Source organism: Paraburkholderia sp. SUR17 (assembly GCF_029536165.1).
Lineage (GTDB): Bacteria > Pseudomonadota > Gammaproteobacteria > Burkholderiales > Burkholderiaceae > Paraburkholderia > Paraburkholderia kururiensis.
In genome coordinates, this window is sequence record NZ_CP120508.1 from 1,456,967 (window position 1) to 1,474,858 (window position 17,892).

A 17,892-nucleotide genomic window follows, 5' to 3' on the forward strand; every position below is an offset into this window, starting at 1 on the left:
GCGGCTGAGACCCGCAGACATCAGTGCGACACCGTCTCCGTCATGCCGTTGTGGCGCAGCAGGGCGTCGATGGTCGGCTCCCGGCCGCGGAACGCCTTGAACGATTCCATCGCCGGCCGACTGCCGCCCACTTCCAGAATCTCGCGGCGATAGCGCGTGCCCGTGGCCGCGTCGAGCACGCTGCCGCTTGCGCTCTGTGCGGCTTCCTCGAATGCGGCGTACGCGTCGGCCGACAGCACTTCGGCCCACTTGTAGCTGTAGTAGCCCGCCGCGTAGCCGCCCGCGAAGATGTGGCTGAACGTGTTGGGCCAGCGCGAGAAGGGCGCCTGCGCGATGACGTGGAAGCGCTCGTTGATCTCGCGGGCGAGGTCGTTGGCGCTCTTCGCGCCGGCCGCGTCGAAGTCGACGTGCAGCGCCATGTCGAACATCGAGAACACGATCTGCCGCAGCGTGCCGAGCCCGCTCTGGAAGTTCTTCGCGGCGAGCATCTTGTCGAATAGCTCGCGCGGCAGCGGCGCGGCGGTATCGACATGCTGTGTCATGTCGGAGAGCACGTCCCACTCCCAGCAGAAGTTCTCCATGAATTGCGACGGCAGCTCGACCGCATCCCACTCCACGCCGTTGATGCCCGACACGCCCAGCTCGTCCACGCGCGTGAGCATGTGATGCAGCCCGTGGCCGAATTCGTGGAAGAGCGTGATGACTTCGTCGTGCGTGAAGCACGCGGGCCTGCCACCCACCGGTGCCGAGAAGTTGCAGGTGAGGTACGCGACAGGCGTCTGCACGTCGTTGTGGCCGCGGCGACGGCGGGTGCGCGCGTCGTCCATCCATGCGCCGCCGCGCTTGCCTTCGCGCGCGTAGAGGTCGAGATAGAACTGCGCGACGAGCGTGCCGTCCGGGTTCTCGACGCGGAAAAAGCGCACGTCCGGATGCCAGACGGCGGCTTCGTCGCGGCGAATCTTCACGCCGAAGAGCGTTTCGGTGACCTTGAAGAGACCCTTGAGCACGACGTCTTCCGGAAAGTACTGCTTGACCTCGTTTTCCGAGAACGAATAGCGCTTCTGGCGCAGACGCTCGCCGGCGAACGCGACGTCCCAAGGTTCGAGCGCCGTGAGACCCAGCTCGGTGGCGGCGAACTCGCGCAGCTCCTTCCAGTCGCGTTCACCGTGCGGACGCGCGCGCTTCGCGAGGTCTTCGAGGAAGCTCATGACCTGCTCGGGCGAGTCCGCCATCTTCGGCGCGAGCGACACCTCGGCGAAGTTGCGGTAACCGAGCATCTTCGCTTCTTCGGCACGCAGGGCCAGTTGTTCGGCGATGTTCTCGGTGTTGTCCCATTCGGGCTTGCCGCCGCCGTACACGGGCCCGAGTTCCGAGGCGCGCGTCACGTAGGCGCGATACATCGTCTCGCGCATCGCGCGGTTCTCGGCGTATTGCATGACCGGGAAGTACGAAGGAAAGTGCAGCGTGAATTTCCAGCCGCTCTTGCCTTCCTTTTCGGCGGCTTCGCGGGCGGCGGCGACCGCGTCTTCAGGCAGGCCGGCAAGCTGCGATTCCTCGGTCGCGATGTACGCGTAAGCGTTGGTGGAATCGAGCACGTGGTCCGAAAAAGCCTTCGAAAGCGCAGCCTGGCGTTCCTGCAGTTCGGCGAAACGCGGCTTCTGGTCTTCGGGCAGCTCGGCGCCCGACAGGCGGAAGTCGCGCAGCGCGTTGTCCAGAATCTTGCGGCGCTCGCCGGAAAGCAGCGCGAAATCGCCGCTTGCGGCAAGGGCCTTGTACTTCTCGTAGAGCGCCAGGTTTTGCCCGACGCTCGACCAGAACTCGGTCACGCGCGGCAGGTTTTCGCCGTAGACGGCGCGCAGTTCGGGCGTATCGGCCACGGCATTGAGGTGGCCGATCACGCCCCAGGCGCGCGACAGCGGTTCGGTGGCGCGCTCCACCGGTTCCACGACGTCGACCCACGACGCGGGCGTGGCCGGCAGGCTCGCGCGCTCCACGGCGGCGTTCGCGTTGGCGAGCAGCACGTCGAGCGCGGGCGTGACGTGCTCGGGGCGGATGTCGCCGAAGCGCGGCAGATCGGAGAAGTCGAGAAGCGGATTCTTTTGTGTCGATGAGGTAGTGGACATGGTGCTTCCTGTCTGTCGCGGTGGGTTGCGGTGTCTGGGCAAAGGGATCACGGGCGCGGGCTCGCGTGCGGCTCGCCCGAAGCCGCGGCGGCGTGTTTCGGTCCGCCCTGTGCGTCCGGATACCGACATTATTGGGGCGCGGCGCGGTCTTTCCAACCCGCTCGCCGGGCTCTGTGCACGGTAGCAGAAGTTGCCGGGCCATGCTCGGGCGAGGCGCCCGCGCAGCTTGAGCCAGGGCACGGAACTGGCAAGAGGCGGGCGAAGGGCGCCCGTCACGCCGTGCGGCAATCGGTATCGGATCGTGGGTGAGCGAACAGTTTTTCGCCGGGACACGGCCCATCATGCAGGCTCGCCGCGGTGTCGGCTGCGAAGGCGCTGCCCACTTATTCTCGTGATCCTTCGCGTGACCCTTCGCGTGACCCCGAGGGATTGCCAATCGATCCGCGCTTTCGCTGCGCCTGTTCGCATTTCCACTATCGCCGACGTCCGCCTACGGATGCTGCCGCCATGACCTTGCTTTCGCATGCCCTTGCACGCGGGACCCCGCCCGGCACACTGCGCCGCGGCAACAATTTCGATCTCGTGCGCCTCTTGGCCGCCGTCGCGGTGGTGTACTGCCATTCGTTTCTGATGCAGCGGGGCGACAGCGCGACTGACCCGGCCACCGCCACCCTTGGCTTCGACTCGTTCGGCGCGCTCGGCGTCTATGCGTTTTTCCTGATGAGCGGCATGCTCGTGACCGCGAGCTTCGTGCGGCAGCGCTCGGTCATCCGCTTCGTCGCGCTGCGCGTGGCGCGAATCTGGCCGGCGGTGGCCGTGGGTTCGCTGGTGGTCGTGCTGGTGCTCGGCCCGCTCTTCACGACACTGCCGTTGTCCACCTACTTCGGTTCGCGCGCGACGTGGATCAACCTCGACAATTTCAGGACCATCGTGCTGAAGGAGGGCTGGGTGCTGCCCGGCGTGTTCGAACACAACCGCTTCGCGCACGACATCTGCGCGCCGCTCTGGACGCTGCCCATCGAGGTGCGCTGTTATCTGATCGTTCTGGTGACCGGCACGCTCGGCTTGCTGACTTCACGGCGCGGCACGCTGGTGGCGTTGGCAATCGGACTGCTGGGGTTCGTGCTGCGCATCCACGTTCATCCGTTTCACATCGGCATGCGCGACTTTTCGGTGAAGGCGGGCGGCTATTCGTTCTGGCCGGAGCTGTTCTTCATGTTCGGCATGCTGCTCTACGCGTGGCGTGCCGCGGTGCGGCTCGACGGACGGGTCGCGCTGGGGCTCGTGGCGCTCTATCTCGCGCTGCATCACTCGGAGGCCGCGCAGCCGCTGTTCTATCTCGCCTTCGTCTACGGCGTGCTCTGGATGGCGACCACGCCCATGTTGCGCCGCCTCGTGCCGCGCAACGACTACTCGTACGGCATCTACATCTACGGGTTCGTGGTGCAGCAGTGCGTGGCCAATCTCGCGCCGCATCTCGATCATCTGACGGCCGTGCTGATCGCCGCGCCGTTCATTCTGGCGTGCGCGGCGCTCTCGTGGCACGGCGTGGAGCGTCCGGCGCTCAGGTGGGTGCGGGCGCGCACGGAGCGCGCCGTGCGACGCCGCGCCGTGCTGGAATCGATGACCGGCGAAGGCGAGGCTGAAGAACTGACCGCGTGGGGCGAAGCGGGCGAGTTACCCGACGACGCCGCCCCGGGAATGGTGGGAGATGCGCCGGCGCGCTGAGGTCAACCCGCGGCAGCCCGCTCGGCCGCTTCGATCGTGTTGACGAGCAGCATCGTGATCGTCATCGGCCCCACGCCGCCCGGCACCGGCGTGATATGGCCCGCCACTTCCTTCACGCCCGCGAAATCAACGTCCCCGCACAGCTTGCCGGCGTCGTCGCGGTTCATGCCTACGTCGATCACCGTGGCGCCCGGCTTCACCATGTCGGCGGTGAGAATGTTGCGCTTGCCGACGGCAGCGACCACCACGTCGGCCTCGCGCGTGTGCGTAGCCAGATCGCGGGTCTTGCTGTGGCAGATGGTGACCGTGGCGCCGGCTTCGAGCAGCAGCAGCGCCATTGGCTTGCCGACGATGTTCGAGCGGCCGATCACGACGGCGTTCGCGCCCGCGAGCGCAATGCCGTAAGCCTCGAACATCTTCATCACGCCATACGGCGTGCACGGACGGAAGAGCGGCTTGCCCGTCATCAGTGCACCGGCGTTCGCGACGTGAAAGCCGTCGACGTCCTTTTCCGGCGCGATTGCCTCGATCACTTTGTGGCTGTCGATGTGCGCGGGCAGCGGCAGCTGCACGAGAATGCCGTGGATCTTCGGGTCGCGATTGAGTTCGTCGATGCGCGCGAGCAGTTCCGCTTCGCTGAACGTGGCGGGATAGCGGTCGTAGGACGAGAAGAGGCCGTTGTCTTCGCAGGCCTTCACCTTGTTGCGCACATAGACTTCGCTCGCCGGATTGTCGCCCACGAGTATGACCGCGAGGCCAGGCTGATGGCCGCGGGCGGTGAGCGCGGCGGCGCGTTGGGCTACGTCGGCGCGCAGCGTCTTGGAAAGGGCGAGTCCGTCGATCAGGGTGGCTGTCATGGTCGGTCGAAAGGGGCAGTTCGGAATGCGGGCGGCGCGTGTGAACGCTGCCATGCGGCGGCGCGGACGGGACACGTTTGGCGCGGATGGCCATGAACCTGTCGGTTCAGGGACAGCACGTGCCTTTTTGTGCTGCTGCGCGGCGTGCCGCTGTGAAGTCCGGAATTATACCTTTGCCGCCTGGCGTTCCTGCGGGGGAAAGGCAGCGGGCCTCGCGAAGTTCAGAGGCGGGCGGAGGGATGAAGGGAGCGGAGAGATGAAGCGAGCGGAGCGAAAACCACACATTGCGCCCGAACTGGCATTGCGCCCGAACTGGCACCGGGGGCGATAGCCCGGCATGCCGTCCGGTGCGGCGCTCCATGAGACGCCCGGTGGACCGGCATGCGGGACTTCGGCGCTCGCGCCTGCGCTTACTGCGCCTGCTGCGGCTTGTTCGACAACGCGAGACGCAGCAGGTCGGCCACCGTGTTCACGTTGAGCTTTTCCATGATGTTGGCGCGGTGCGCTTCCACTGTCTTGATGCTGATGCCCAGATCGTCGGCAATCTGCTTGTTGAGCCGGCCCGCGATGATGCGCTCGAGCACCTGATGCTCGCGCGCCGTGAGCTTGCCGAGCCGCTCGGCGGCCGCGCGCTGTTGCTGCACGCTCGAGCTTTCGCTGCGCGCCTTTTCCAGCATGCGCTCAACGAGCTTGCGCAGTTCGGCTTCGTCGAACGGCTTCTCGATGAAGTCCATCGCGCCCTTCTTCATGGTGGACACGGCCATCGGCACGTCGCCGTGGCCCGTCACGAAGATGATGGGCAGCGAGGCGTTTTCGGCGATCAGGCGCTCCTGGAGTTCGAGCCCGCTCATGCCCGACATCCGCACGTCGAGAATCAGGCACGCGATCTGTCCCGCCTGGTGGGCCGGCTGGTAGGCCTCCAGAAACTGTTCGGCCGAGACGAAGCACTGCACGCGGTATCCGTTCGCTTCCAGGAGCCAGCGCAGCGAGTCTCTTACGGCCTCGTCGTCGTCGACGACAAACACGGTTTCCTGGGTGGTGACTGGGCTGTTCATAGCTCTCCCGTAACGGTTTGGGGTGTCGGCACTTCGGACCCGCCGTGACTCGGGCCGTCAGGTTCGCCTATAGGCAGACTGCAGTGGAATGTGGCGCCCGTGACGTGACCGTCGCTTTCGACGTTGTTCACGACCCAGAGGCGCCCGCGATGGGATTCGATGATTGAGCGGCAGATGTTGAGGCCCATGCCCATGCCGTCGGACTTCGTGCTGTAGAACGGTTCGAAGAGCCGCTCGGCGGTGGCTTCGTCCACGCCCGGGCCCTGGTCGACTACGCTGATACAGACAAAGCCGCCGTCGAGCCTGACGACCACGCGGATCACCGGGTCCACGGCGTTCGGGCGCGCCTCGGCCATGGCTTCGGCGGCGTTCTTGAGCAGGTTGACGAGCACCTGTTCGATCAGCACCGGGTCGACGTAGATGACCGGCATGCGCGAGCGGATGTCCGTGACGATGCGGATGCGCCGTTTGCGCGCCTCGATTTCGGCGAGGCCCACGGCGTCGGCGACGATGTCCGAGACGCGGGTGGCCTGGCGTTTCGGTTCGCTGCGCTTCACGAACTCGCGGATGCGCTTGATGATCATGCCGGCGCGCACAGCCTGCTGGGCGGTCTTTTCGAGCACGGGCAACAGATTGTCGGGGGTAGTGCGGCCAGATTTAACCAGCGCGACGGTTCCGGAGCAATAGTTGTTGATCGCCGCGAGCGGCTGGTTGAGTTCGTGCGCGAGCGACGACGCCATTTCGCCCATCGTCATCAGACGGCTCGTGAACTGGAGTTTTTCGTCCTGCTGGCGCGCGAGTTCCTGGGCCTGCTTGCGCGTGGTGATGTCGGTGGCGATCTGCATCTGCGCGAGATGGCCGTCCACCCACTGGATGTACTGGCGCCGCACCTCGAACCACTTCTGGATGCTCTGCACGTAGACTTCCTGCGCGTCCGCCGTGCTTTCCGTGAGCGCCGCCGCGGGCAGGCCGGCGTAGGTGTCCACCATGTCGATCGAGTCAGAGGACGCCTGCGCGCTGTCGAAGCCGCCGCCCGCAAGCTCCAGGTGCCCGTCCGGACGGATGCCGAAGAGGTGCCGGTAGTAGCGGTTGGCGAACAGGAGTTCGGCTTCGTCGGCGGCCAGCACCGAAACGGCGGCGTCGAGGCTTTCCAGCACCGTGGTGAAGCGCTCGTGCGCGGCGGCCAGTTCTTCGCGGGCGCGTTTGGGCTCGGTGATGTCCGTCATCGACGACATCCAGCCGGTCTGCCGGCCCGAACTGTCGATGAGCGGCGACACGTAGAGCCGCGCGTGAAAGAGTGAGCCGTCCTTGCGGCGCACGCGCAGCTCGAAGCCCGAGCTCGGCGCCTTGCCGCGCAGCGTCATGTCGAGCTGGCGCTGCATTTCCGGATACGCGTCGCGCGGCCAGTACGGAAACGGCGCCGTCTTGCCGACGAGGTCGCTTTCGTCCCAACCCGTCATGCGGCAGAACGCGGGGTTCACGTGCGTGATGCGGCCGTGCATGTCGAGCACGCGCATGCCGATCAGCACCGAGTTTTCCATCGCGCGGCGGAAGAACGCTTCGGCATAGAGCGCCTGCTGCGCTTCGAAGCGCTGGCGCGTGTGCTTCCAGAGACTCCAGAGGCTCCACAGCACGAAGCACGACAGACCCGCCACCAGCCACACCAGCGTGTTGTTGGTGAAGTTGGTCATCTGCGGGTACGCGTACACCCGCACTGAGACGCCCTGGCCCGGCGGATCGAGCGGCAGGTCGTAGAACTGGTCGCGCGGCAGCCGCGGGCGGGTCGACGTGGTGGCGAGCTCGCGGTTGTTGACGTCGATGATCGAAATCTTGTACTTGGCCGAAAGCTCGGGCGGGATGTCGTGCTTCAGGATGCCTTCGATTGAGAACACCGCGGCAATCGAGCCGAGGAAGTCGCGGTCGCGGTACACCGGCGTCTGCAGTGTGATGTAGCCGTTGCCGAGGTCGTCGTAGATGAGCGGCGAGTACACCTGGCGGCGCGTGCTGCGCGCTTCGCCGAAGGCGGCCTTCACGGCCTCGTCCATCTGGTTGTCGTTGGGGCGCGCGAGCCGCTGGCCGAGCACGGGCAGCGCCGTGTCGGGCCAGCGCGGCGTCTGCGCGCTCGTGTACCAGTTCATGTAGAGGATCTCGGGATGCCCCTGCATGATGTCCGTGGTCGACACCTGGAACGAATGCGGATCGGCATGGCCCGCGGCGAGGTCGCGGGCAAGCGCCTGGAGCTGCTCCTGGGCGCCTGTCATCGAGAGGCGGATCTGCTGCTGCGCCCAGGCGACGTTGCGATACAGCGTGTCTTCCTGCTGTTGCTGCTCCCGGCGGTTGAGGCTCCACAAAATGAGGCTCATGACGATCAGAAACACGAGGATCGACAGGAGCGGCGTGAGCAGATAGGAATTGGACCACCACGGTCCGTGGTGCCAGCGGGTCGGCGAAGGCTCGCTCCGGTTGCCGGGCGGCCGCGCCGAGCGTGCGAAAAGCCGATCGGTCAACATGGCAGGATTGTAGCTCAGCGTATGTCACCTAAATGACGTGAAAAAAGCAGCAAATCAAGGGCAATTCGGCGCAGACTGGCCGACGTAACGGCGTCAGACCGGCAAATCTGGCGTGCGCTGCAGCAATTTTCCGCATTGTGAGAAACGATCTCGCGATCCAAAATTTTTGTTGCGCGGGCCCGAACGCAGTCATTACAATCGCCCGAAGCTGCGCGGCGGGGCTTGCGCCCGCGTCGTCCACTCATCAGCGACCGTTACATTCAGGAGACGAGCATGTCCGCTGTACCCGACGAAGTCCTCAAATATGTTGCCGCCGACAAGGACGACGATCCCCAGGAAACCGCAGAGTGGCTCGACGCGCTCGATGGCGTGATCTCCGCGGTCGGCCCCGACCGCGCCCACTACCTGATCGAGAAGCAGATCGAATTCGCCCGCGTGCACGGCGAACACCTGCCGTTCTCGGCCAACACCCCGTACATCAACACGATTCCGGTCGCGCGCCAGGCCAAGAACCCCGGCGACCAGGACATCGAACACCGCATTCGCTCGTACACCCGCTGGAACGCCATTGCCATGGTGCTGCGCGCCGGCAAACACACCAACGTGGGCGGCCACATCGCGTCGTTCGCCTCGGCGGCCACGCTCTATGACGTCGGCTTCAACCATTTCTGGCACGCACCCTCCGCCGAGCACGGCGGCGACCTGGTGTTCGTGCAGGGCCACTCGTCGCCGGGCGTCTACTCGCGCGCGTTCCTGCTTGGCCGTCTCACCGAAAAGCAGCTCGACAACTTCCGCCAGGAAGTGGGCGGCGAGGGCATCTCGTCGTACCCGCACCCGTGGCTGATGCCGGACTTCTGGCAGTTCCCGACCGTGTCGATGGGTCTGGGCCCGATCATGGCGATCTACCAGGCCCGCTTCATGAAGTACCTGCAGGCGCGCGGCATCGCGAAGACCGAAGGCCGCAAAGTCTGGGCGTTCCTCGGCGACGGCGAGACGGACGAGCCGGAATCGCTCGGCGCGATCGGCATGGCCGGCCGCGAACGCCTCGACAACCTCGTGTTCGTGATCAACTGCAACCTGCAGCGCCTCGACGGCCCGGTGCGCGGTAACGGCAAGATCATCCAGGAACTCGAAAGCGAGTTCCGCGGCGCGGGCTGGAACGTGATCAAGGTGATCTGGGGCAGCCGCTGGGACGCACTCTTCGCGCGCGACAAGAGCGGCGCGCTGATGCGCCGCATGATGGAAGTCGTGGACGGCGAATACCAGACCTACAAATCCGAGTCCGGCGCCTACGTGCGCGAGCACTTCTTCAACACGCCGGAGCTGAAGGCGCTGGTCGCCGACTGGTCCGACGACGACATCTGGAATCTGAACCGCGGCGGCCACGATCCGCACAAGATCTACGCGGCGTTTCACGAGGCGACCCAGACGAAGGGCCAGCCGACCGTGATCCTGGCCAAGACCATCAAGGGCTACGGCATGGGCGAGGCCGGCCAGGCCATGAACATCACCCACCAGCAGAAGAAGATGCAGGTGGACCAGCTCAAGAAGTTCCGCGACCAGTTCCGCCTGCCGATCAGCGACGAACAGATCGTCGACGTGCCGTACCTCACGTTCGAGGAGGGCTCGAAGGAACTCGAGTACATGCGCTCGCACCGCCAGACGCTGGGCGGCTATCTGCCCGCGCGCCGCGAGAAGGCCGAATCGCTGCCGGTGCCGGCGCTCGAAGCGTTCGAGCCGCTCTTGAAGGGCACGGGCGAAGGTCGCGAAATCTCCACGACGATGGCGTTCGTGCGGATTCTCAACATCCTTCTGAAGGACAAGGCGCTCGGCAAGCGCGTGGTGCCCATCGTGCCGGACGAGTCGCGCACGTTCGGCATGGAAGGGCTCTTCCGCCAGATCGGCATCTGGAACCAGGACGGCCAGAAGTACGTGCCGGAAGATTCCGACCAGCTGATGTTCTACAAGGAATCGGAAACCGGTCAGATCCTCCAGGAAGGCATCAACGAAGCCGGCGGCATGGCCGACTGGATCGCTGCCGCGACGTCGTACTCGACGCACGGCGAGATCATGGTGCCGTTCTACATCTTCTATTCGATGTTCGGCTTCCAGCGCATCGGCGACCTCGCCTGGGCGGCCGGCGACATGCGTTCGCGCGGCTTCCTGCTGGGCGGCACCGCGGGCCGCACGACGCTCAACGGCGAAGGACTGCAGCACGAAGACGGGCACTCGCTGCTGTGGGCGGCATCGGTGCCGAACTGTGTGAGCTACGACCCGACCTTCGGCTACGAGCTTGCCGTCATCATCCAGGACGGCCTGCGCCGCATGGTGCAGGAGCAGCAGGACGTGTACTACTACGTCACGGTGATGAACGAGAACTACGAGCACCCGGCCATTCCGCAGAGCGCGAGCCTGCAGGACGTGGCAGCGGACATCGTCAAGGGCATGTACGCGTTCCGCAAGGCCGAAGCCGACAGCAAGGCGCCGCGCGTGCAGCTGATGGGTGCGGGCACCATCTTCAATGAAGTGATCGCCGCGGCTGACCTGCTCAAGAACGACTGGGGCGTTGCCGCCGACCTCTGGAGCGTGCCGAGCTTCACGGAACTGGCCCGCGAAGGTCACGACATCGAGCGCTGGAACCTGCTGCATCCCACCGAGCCGCGCCGCGTCTCGCACGTCGAGAAGCTGCTCAAGGACACGCAGGGTCCGGTGATTGCTTCGACCGACTACGTGCGTGCGCTCGCCGACCAGATTCGCGGGCTCGTGCCGCGCCGCTACGTGGTGCTCGGCACCGACGGCTTTGGCCGTTCGGACACTCGCGAAAAGCTGCGCCACTTCTTCGAGGTGGACCGTTACTGGGTCACGGTCGCCGCGCTCAACGCGCTGGCCGACGAAGGCACGATCGATCGCAAGCTGGTCGCCGAGGCCATCGCGAAGTACGCGCTCGATCCCGCCAAACCCAACCCGATGACCGTCTAAAGCCATCACCCCCCCGCGTGCCACGACGCGCGCCGCTTCCCGCGACCGGTTCGCGGCCCGGCGGCGCGCGCGGCCCAGGAGACACCAACAATGAGTCAATCGATTGAAGTAAAGGTGCCGGATATCGGCGATTACAAGGACGTGCCTGTAATCGAGATTCTGGTGAAGGCGGGCGATACCGTCGAGAAGGAACAGTCGCTCGTGACGCTCGAGTCGGACAAGGCGACCATGGACGTGCCGAGCCCGGCCTCCGGCACCGTCAAGGACGTGCGGGTGAAGGTGGGCGATGCCGTGTCCGAAGGCTCGCTCATCGTCGTGCTGGAAGGCGGCGATGGCGCGGCCGCCGCGCCGAAGGCGAACGGCGCCGCAGCGCCGGCGCCCGCAGCAGCGGCGCCTCAGGCGGCTCCCGCTCAAGCGGCGGCCGCCGCACCTGCACCTGCTGCCGCTGCACTTGCGGCAACGGGCGGTGTGCAGGAAGTGAAGGTGCCCGATATTGGCGACTACAAGGACGTGCCAGTCATCGAGGTCGCCGTGAAGGTGGGCGATCGCGTGGAGAAGGAGCAGTCGCTCGTCACGCTCGAATCGGACAAGGCCACCATGGACGTGCCGAGCCCCGCGGCCGGCGTCGTCAAGGAACTCAAGGTCAAGGTGGGCGATGCGGTGTCCGAAGGCACGCTGATCCTGCTGCTCGAAGCCGAAGGCGCGGCCGCGGCTCCGCAAGCTGCGCCGGCTGCGGCGAAGGCGCCGGTCGAGGCGCCCTCGGATGCGCCGCAGGTGCCGCAACGCGCGCCGGTCGCGCAACCGTCGGCGCTCGCGCAGGCTCCATTGATTCCCGCGGGCGAAGGCGGCGCGCGGCAGGCAAGCCATGCGTCGCCGTCCGTGCGCAAGTTCGCGCGCGAACTGGGCGTCGATGTCTCGCAGGTGCGCGGCACGGGTCCGAAGGGCCGCATCACCCAGGAAGACGTCACGGCCTTCGTGAAGGGCGTGATGACCGGCCAGCGCGCGCCGGCGGCAGCCGGTGCGCCGGCAGCGGCGGGCGGCGGCGAGCTGAATCTGCTGCCGTGGCCGAAGATCGATTTCACGAAGTTCGGCCCGATCGATCCGAAGCCGCTCTCGCGCATCAAGAAGATTTCCGGCGCGAACCTGCACCGCAACTGGGTCATGATTCCGCACGTCACGAACAACGACGAGGCGGACATCACCGAGCTCGAGGCGCTGCGCGTCCAGCTGAACAAGGAAAACGAGAAGGCGGGCGTGAAGTTCACCATGCTCGCGTTCGTGATCAAGGCCTGCGTCGCGGCACTCAAGAAGTTCCCGACCTTCAATGCGAGCCTCGACGGCGACAACCTCGTCTTCAAGCAGTACTACCACGTCGGTTTTGCTGCCGACACGCCGAACGGTCTCGTCGTGCCCGTGATCCGCGACGCGGACAAGAAGGGCCTCGTCGATATCGCGAAGGAAATGAGCGAGCTCTCGAAGCTGGCGCGCGAAGGCAAGCTCAAGCCCGACCAGATGCAGGGCGGCTGCTTCTCGATCTCGTCGCTGGGCGGCATTGGCGGCACGAACTTTACGCCGATCATCAATGCGCCCGAAGTCGCCATCCTGGGACTCTCGCGCAGCGCGATGAAGCCGGTGTGGGACGGCAAGCAGTTCGTGCCGCGCCTCACGCTGCCGCTTTCGCTGTCGTACGACCACCGCGTGATCGACGGCGCCGAGGCAGCGCGCTTCAACGCGTATCTGGCATCCATCCTGGCCGATTTCCGGCGTGTGATTCTCTGATCGTCCGGCGGGGCGCCGTTGGGCCGGGGCGAGCGGGTCGTGTTGCGCGACCCGCTCGTCCCCCCAGGTTGCCCGGCTTGCTGATGCGCCTGCCGCTGTGTCGCGGGCCCATTGCCTGCCGTTCAACGGCATGACGGCCGCGGCTCCAGGCCTCGTGCCGTAAGTTGCACAAGCGGTTGCACAAGCGGTTTCGCACAGCGGTTTCGCGCGGCGCACCGCCACCACGATCTGCAAAAAGAAGGGGACGTGAATGAGTCTCGTCGAAGTGAAAGTGCCGGATATCGGCGATTTCAAGGATGTCGACGTCATCGAAGTCAACATCAAGCCTGGTGACGTCATCGAGAAGGAGCAGTCGTTGCTCACGCTCGAGTCGGACAAGGCGTCCATGGAAGTGCCCAGCGACGTCGCGGGTACGGTCAAGGAAGTGCGTATCAAGCCGGGCGATAAGGTGTCCCAGGGCACCGTGGTCGCACTCGTGGAAGCAGGGGCCGCGGCAACTGCGGCACCGGCCGCTCCCGCACCGGCTGCGGCGCCTGCTCCGGCCGCCGCTACCCCCGCGGCAGCACCGAAGGTCGCTGCCGCTGCGCAGGCAGGCAGCTACAGCGGCAATGCCGACATCGAATGCGACATGCTCGTGCTGGGCGCGGGCCCCGGCGGCTATTCGGCCGCGTTCCGCGCGGCGGACCTCGGCATGAGGACGGTGCTGGTGGAGCGCTATTCGACGCTTGGCGGCGTGTGTCTGAACGTGGGCTGCATTCCCTCGAAGGCGCTGCTGCACACGGCGCTCGTGATGGACGAAGCCGAAGCGCTGGCCGGTCACGGCATCACGTTCGGCAAGCCGCAGATCGACCTCGACAAGCTGCGCGCGTTCAAGGCCGGCGTCGTGAAGAAGCTCACGGGTGGCCTTGCCGGCATGGCGAAGGCGCGCAAGGTCGAAGTGGTGACCGGCGTCGGCACGTTCGTCGATCCGAACCATATGGAAGTGCAGGGCGAGGCCGGCAAGAAAGTGGTCCGCTTCAAGCAGGCGATCATCGCGGCGGGCTCGCAGGCCGTGAAGCTGCCGTTTCTGCCCGACGATCCGCGTATCGTCGACTCCACGGGCGCACTTGAACTGCCGCAGATTCCGCAGCGCATGCTCGTGATCGGCGGCGGCATTATCGGTCTCGAAATGGCGACGGTCTATTCGACGCTCGGCGCGCAGATCGATGTGGTCGAAATGCTCGATGGCTTGATGATGGGCGCGGACCGCGACCTCGTGCGCGTCTGGGAGAAGTACAGCGGCAAGCGTTTCGCCAAGCTGATGCTGAAGACGAAAACCACGAAGGCCGAGGCGAAGCCCGATGGCATCTACGTGTCGTTCGAGGGCGAGGCGGCGCCGGACGGTCCGCAGCGCTACGACCTCGTACTGGTGGCGGTGGGGCGCAGTCCGAACGGCAAGAGGATCGGTGCGGAGAAAGCGGGCGTCGCGGTGACCGATCGTGGCTTCATCGAAGTCGACAAGCAGATGCGCACCAACGTGCCGCACATCTTCGCGATCGGTGACGTCGTCGGTCAGCCGATGCTCGCGCACAAGGCCGTGCACGAAGGTCACGTCGCAGCGGAAGCGGCGCACGGCGAGAAAGCGTACTTCGACGCACTGCAGATTCCGTCGGTGGCTTACACGGATCCGGAAGTGGCGTGGGCCGGCAAGACCGAAGACCAGTGCAAGGCCGAAGGCATCAAGTACGGCAAGGCCGTGTTCCCGTGGGCCGCGTCGGGCCGCGCAATCGCCAATGGTCGCGATGAGGGTTTCACCAAGCTGATCTTCGACGAAGAGACGCATCGCGTGATTGGCGGCGGCATTGTCGGTCTGAATGCGGGCGACCTCATCAGCGAGGTATGCCTTGCAATCGAGATGGGCGCAGACGCGACGGACATTGGCCGGACGATCCATCCGCACCCGACGCTCGGCGAGTCCATCGGCATGGCGGCGGAGCTGTACGAAGGCGTCTGTACCGACCTGCCTCCGCAGAAAAAGAAGTAAGCGCGTGAGGTGGCGGCGCGAGGCCGGGCTCACTAATCCGTGAGCCCGCGTTTCCCAGGATGCGGTTCCCAGTTCGAACGCGGCTTTCCACGCAGTTCGGATGACCCTGGAACGCAGGCAAATGAAAACGGCGCACCCTTTGCGGGGTGCGCCGTTCCTGTTTCAGCGGGCTTCCGGCAGGCCGACAGCGCTTACCGCGTTGTCTGGGCGGCTCAGGCGTCGCCGCGCTCTCGCGCACACGCCTGTTCCCATCTGTTCCTTAGACAGCCTTCTTGGCCGATGCCGAGCGCGAAGCTTGCGCGGCAGCCTTCGACGCAGCGGCCGTAGCGGCGTTGAAGTTGCTTTCGGCGATCTCGACGGCCTGCTTGGTAGCCTTGTGAACCGTTTCGTACGTCGTGTTCGCGGCGGTGATGGCCGACTTGATCACGGCGACGGCGGTTTCCGAACCGGCCGGAGCGTTCTTGGCGACGTTGTCGACGAGCGATTGGACCTTGCGGTTCTGGTCTTCGTACTGCGCTTCGGCGACACGTGCGAATTCGGCTTGCGTGGCCGAGGCGATTTCATACAGATGACGGCCGTACGACAGCACCTTTTCGGCTACCGGCTGCGTGAGGCTGGCTTGCAGTGCGAGCAGTTCCTGCGCGTCTTTTGCCGACAGCACGCGCTGGGCGTTTTCCTGGCCTTCCGCGATGGTCGACTTCACGACCTGGAGGTTCAGCTCGACGAGCTTCTCCATGCCCTCGAACGCCTTGCCGGTCAGGCCGAAGAGGGTTTCGAGGTTGGCCTTCTGCGCAGCGACGATTTGCTCGGGGGTCAGCAGATTCATGTTTTCGCTCCTGGGAACGGCCTGTCTGGCGCAGACCGTGTTGATAAGTGGCAAGACGGTGGGACTCCGCTGCGTCGCGTGTTCCATTTGTGCGTCGCAACATTGAACGTGATTTTAGGATACGTGCACCAAAAGTCAAGCGCTTTTTGTGCGGCGCACAACGTCGATAAATTCTCGATAAAACAGTTGGTTATGCTGAGCGCATGTCACTTCGGCGGGCTGGTGGGCAGTCCGGCTTGCACCAGTCGGGTGCGCGTGCATTCGCAATAGTCTGCCGTTGGCCAACGCGGGCGACGTGCGCAGCAACCAGCATTCCGAACGTCGACATCGACCCCCTGGGATATATCCGTAGGGCATCAGGTAAACCGAATGGGTCGCGGAACGTTAAAGTTAAATTACGGTCGAACGCGCGGTCTGTGCGGCACGACCGTGACAGTCGAAAGGCGAATGCCACAAGATCTGTCCGCATTTTCGACACGCTCGTCCCGAGCGGCCAGGCGAGGCGCCACGAGGCGGCGCTCGCCAGAGCGATCGTATTTCCCCTGATCAAAAACATCCTCGAGTCTGCCGTTAATCCGGGAAAGTCTCTCATCGGAAGGTGAGAGGGCGCCGGACGCGCTGGGGAACGCTGCGCGATTGATTGCTTTTCTGCATCAATCGGGTGGTCTTTATTGTGCTTATCAATAGGACCTTACGATTCGGTTTAAGGTGCACTGATAAGTGCTTAATATTGCTAATTTTTCGTGGTTTTACTACACTTGCGGAAAAATCCTGCCGCTCCTTCCAGAACACCAATGAAAACCGACTTGCTTTCGTCGCTAAAAGTGATCCACGGCGCGGCACTCAGCACCGCACTGTCGGTGGCTGCTTCCGTGGTCATTGGCGCGGCTTTCGCCGTGCCCGCTGACGCTTTCGCAGCGTCGAGCACCGCTCCTTCCCAATCGCACCAGGGCAAATCGGCGAAAAAGCCGGGCGCAAGCCATAAGACCGTGGCCCGGTCCTCGAAGGTCGTAGCCAAATCGGCTGCGGCGACTGCGGACGTCGCTCGTCCGGTCGCGAAGAAACGGCGCGTCACGTACACGATGGGCCGCCATCACGGCGTGCGCCGCGTCGCGTTCGAACCGCGTACGCCGTCAGCCGGCCAGGCGTTCGGCCTCCACGAAACGCCCGACGCGCTCATGCTGCGTTCGAGCGTCGCGTACGTGGTGGACCAGAACACGATGGAGCCGCTCTTCGACAAGAATTCGACCGCCGTCGTGCCTATCGCCTCGATCACGAAGCTGATGACCGCGATGGTCGTGCTCGACTCGAAAGAGTCGCTCGCGGAGCAGATCGAAGTCACCGACGAGGACCGCGACTACGAGAAGAACACGGGCTCACGCCTGGCCGTGGGGTCGGTGCTCTCGCGCGAAGACATGCTGCACATTGCGCTGATGGCGTCCGAAAACCGCGCGGCAGCCGCGCTGTCGCGTTACTACCCGGGCGGCCGTCCTGCTTTTATCGCCGCGATGAACGCGAAGGCGAAGCAACTCGGCATGACGGATACGCACTTCGAGAACTCGACGGGCCTGACGAGCCTCAACGTCTCGAGCGCCCGCGATCTCGTGAAGATGGTGAACGCCGCGTACCAGTATCCGCTGATCCGCCGGTTCTCGACCGATCGCAGCTATGAGGTGTACACGGGCCGTCGTTCGCTCGCCTACAACAGCACGAACGCGCTGGTGCGCGGCGCGAATTCGACGTGGGACATCGGCCTGCAGAAGACCGGCTTCATCAACGAAGCAGGCGAGTGCCTCGTGATGCAGGCGACCATCCACGGCCGCCCGATGATCATGGTGCTGCTCGATTCGTCGGGCAAGTATTCGCGCTTCGCCGACGCCACGCGTCTGCGCACGTGGCTCGACAATGGCGGCGATCAGCCGCACATCACGAGCGCGGACGCAGGCGGCGCCGGCACCTGATCGACGTCTCTGCCTGCCGGCGCGTATAACCGTGCCGGTCGCTGCAACAAA

The 17,892-nt window shown here is 65.1% G+C and carries 10 protein-coding genes; 5 read left to right on the forward strand and 5 right to left on the reverse strand.

The features are described from left to right. Nucleotides 1-20 precede the first annotated feature (20 nt). Nucleotides 21-2,123, reverse strand: a complete 2,103-nt coding sequence (locus tag P2869_RS06480; RefSeq protein ID WP_126875750.1) for a M3 family metallopeptidase — start codon at nucleotides 2,121-2,123, stop codon at nucleotides 21-23. A 507-nt stretch (nucleotides 2,124-2,630) separates the two neighbouring features. Between P2869_RS06480 and P2869_RS06485 the strand changes: the two genes are divergently transcribed. Then, nucleotides 2,631-3,851: an acyltransferase gene (locus P2869_RS06485; protein WP_017777975.1), complete on the forward strand. Its 1,221-nt coding sequence runs from the start codon at nucleotides 2,631-2,633 to the stop codon at nucleotides 3,849-3,851. A gap of 2 nt (nucleotides 3,852-3,853) precedes the next feature. Here the strand turns inward: P2869_RS06485 and folD are convergent, their stop codons facing one another. From folD to fixL, 3 genes are all read right to left on the reverse strand, one after another. Then, nucleotides 3,854-4,708, reverse strand: coding sequence for a bifunctional methylenetetrahydrofolate dehydrogenase/methenyltetrahydrofolate cyclohydrolase FolD (gene folD / locus P2869_RS06490; RefSeq protein ID WP_017777976.1), 855 nt, complete (start codon nucleotides 4,706-4,708; stop codon nucleotides 3,854-3,856). 410 nt (nucleotides 4,709-5,118) lie between these two features. Continuing rightward, complete coding sequence (gene fixJ, locus P2869_RS06495) at nucleotides 5,119-5,763, reverse strand: oxygen response regulator transcription factor FixJ (RefSeq protein WP_017777977.1); 645 nt, start codon at nucleotides 5,761-5,763, stop codon at nucleotides 5,119-5,121. After that, on the reverse strand, nucleotides 5,760-8,273 hold the full coding sequence (fixL, locus tag P2869_RS06500) for an oxygen sensor histidine kinase FixL (RefSeq protein ID WP_017777978.1): 2,514 nt from the start codon (nucleotides 8,271-8,273) through the stop codon (nucleotides 5,760-5,762). The genes fixJ and fixL overlap by 4 nt, the downstream gene beginning before the upstream one ends. 273 nt (nucleotides 8,274-8,546) lie before the next feature. Between fixL and aceE the strand changes: the two genes are divergently transcribed. The 3 genes from aceE (at nucleotide 8,547) to lpdA (ending at nucleotide 15,054) form a co-directional block, all read left to right on the forward strand. Next, nucleotides 8,547-11,252 carry a pyruvate dehydrogenase (acetyl-transferring), homodimeric type gene (gene aceE, locus P2869_RS06505; RefSeq protein WP_277597804.1) on the forward strand — a complete coding sequence of 902 codons (2,706 nt, stop codon included), beginning with the start codon at nucleotides 8,547-8,549 and terminating at the stop codon, nucleotides 11,250-11,252. Between the two features lie 90 nt (nucleotides 11,253-11,342). Then, nucleotides 11,343-13,031 carry a dihydrolipoyllysine-residue acetyltransferase gene (gene aceF, locus P2869_RS06510; protein WP_277597805.1) on the forward strand — a complete coding sequence of 563 codons (1,689 nt, stop codon included), beginning with the start codon at nucleotides 11,343-11,345 and terminating at the stop codon, nucleotides 13,029-13,031. A gap of 250 nt (nucleotides 13,032-13,281) precedes the next feature. Continuing rightward, entirely contained in the window at nucleotides 13,282-15,054 is a 1,773-nt protein-coding gene (gene lpdA, locus P2869_RS06515; RefSeq protein WP_277597806.1) for a dihydrolipoyl dehydrogenase, read from the forward strand. A 259-nt stretch (nucleotides 15,055-15,313) separates the two neighbouring features. On the opposite strand, the gene P2869_RS06520 is transcribed toward lpdA, so the two are convergent. Then, nucleotides 15,314-15,880, reverse strand: coding sequence for a phasin family protein (locus P2869_RS06520; RefSeq protein WP_017777983.1), 567 nt, complete (start codon nucleotides 15,878-15,880; stop codon nucleotides 15,314-15,316). 794 nt (nucleotides 15,881-16,674) lie between these two features. Here P2869_RS06520 and pbpG point away from each other — a divergent pair. Beyond that, nucleotides 16,675-17,841, forward strand: coding sequence for a D-alanyl-D-alanine endopeptidase (gene pbpG, locus P2869_RS06525; RefSeq protein WP_017777984.1), 1,167 nt, complete (start codon nucleotides 16,675-16,677; stop codon nucleotides 17,839-17,841). Nucleotides 17,842-17,892 lie beyond the last annotated feature (51 nt).

Coding starts and splice junctions, on each gene's coding strand:
- P2869_RS06480 (WP_126875750.1), bottom strand. CDS start 2,123: ATGTCCACTACCTCATCGACACAAAAGAATCCGCTTCTCGACTTCTCC.
- P2869_RS06485 (WP_017777975.1), top strand. CDS start 2,631: ATGACCTTGCTTTCGCATGCCCTTGCACGCGGGACCCCGCCCGGCACA.
- folD (WP_017777976.1), bottom strand. CDS start 4,708: ATGACAGCCACCCTGATCGACGGACTCGCCCTTTCCAAGACGCTGCGC.
- fixJ (WP_017777977.1), bottom strand. CDS start 5,763: ATGAACAGCCCAGTCACCACCCAGGAAACCGTGTTTGTCGTCGACGAC.
- fixL (WP_017777978.1), bottom strand. CDS start 8,273: ATGTTGACCGATCGGCTTTTCGCACGCTCGGCGCGGCCGCCCGGCAAC.
- aceE (WP_277597804.1), top strand. CDS start 8,547: ATGTCCGCTGTACCCGACGAAGTCCTCAAATATGTTGCCGCCGACAAG.
- aceF (WP_277597805.1), top strand. CDS start 11,343: ATGAGTCAATCGATTGAAGTAAAGGTGCCGGATATCGGCGATTACAAG.
- lpdA (WP_277597806.1), top strand. CDS start 13,282: ATGAGTCTCGTCGAAGTGAAAGTGCCGGATATCGGCGATTTCAAGGAT.
- P2869_RS06520 (WP_017777983.1), bottom strand. CDS start 15,880: ATGAATCTGCTGACCCCCGAGCAAATCGTCGCTGCGCAGAAGGCCAAC.
- pbpG (WP_017777984.1), top strand. CDS start 16,675: ATGAAAACCGACTTGCTTTCGTCGCTAAAAGTGATCCACGGCGCGGCA.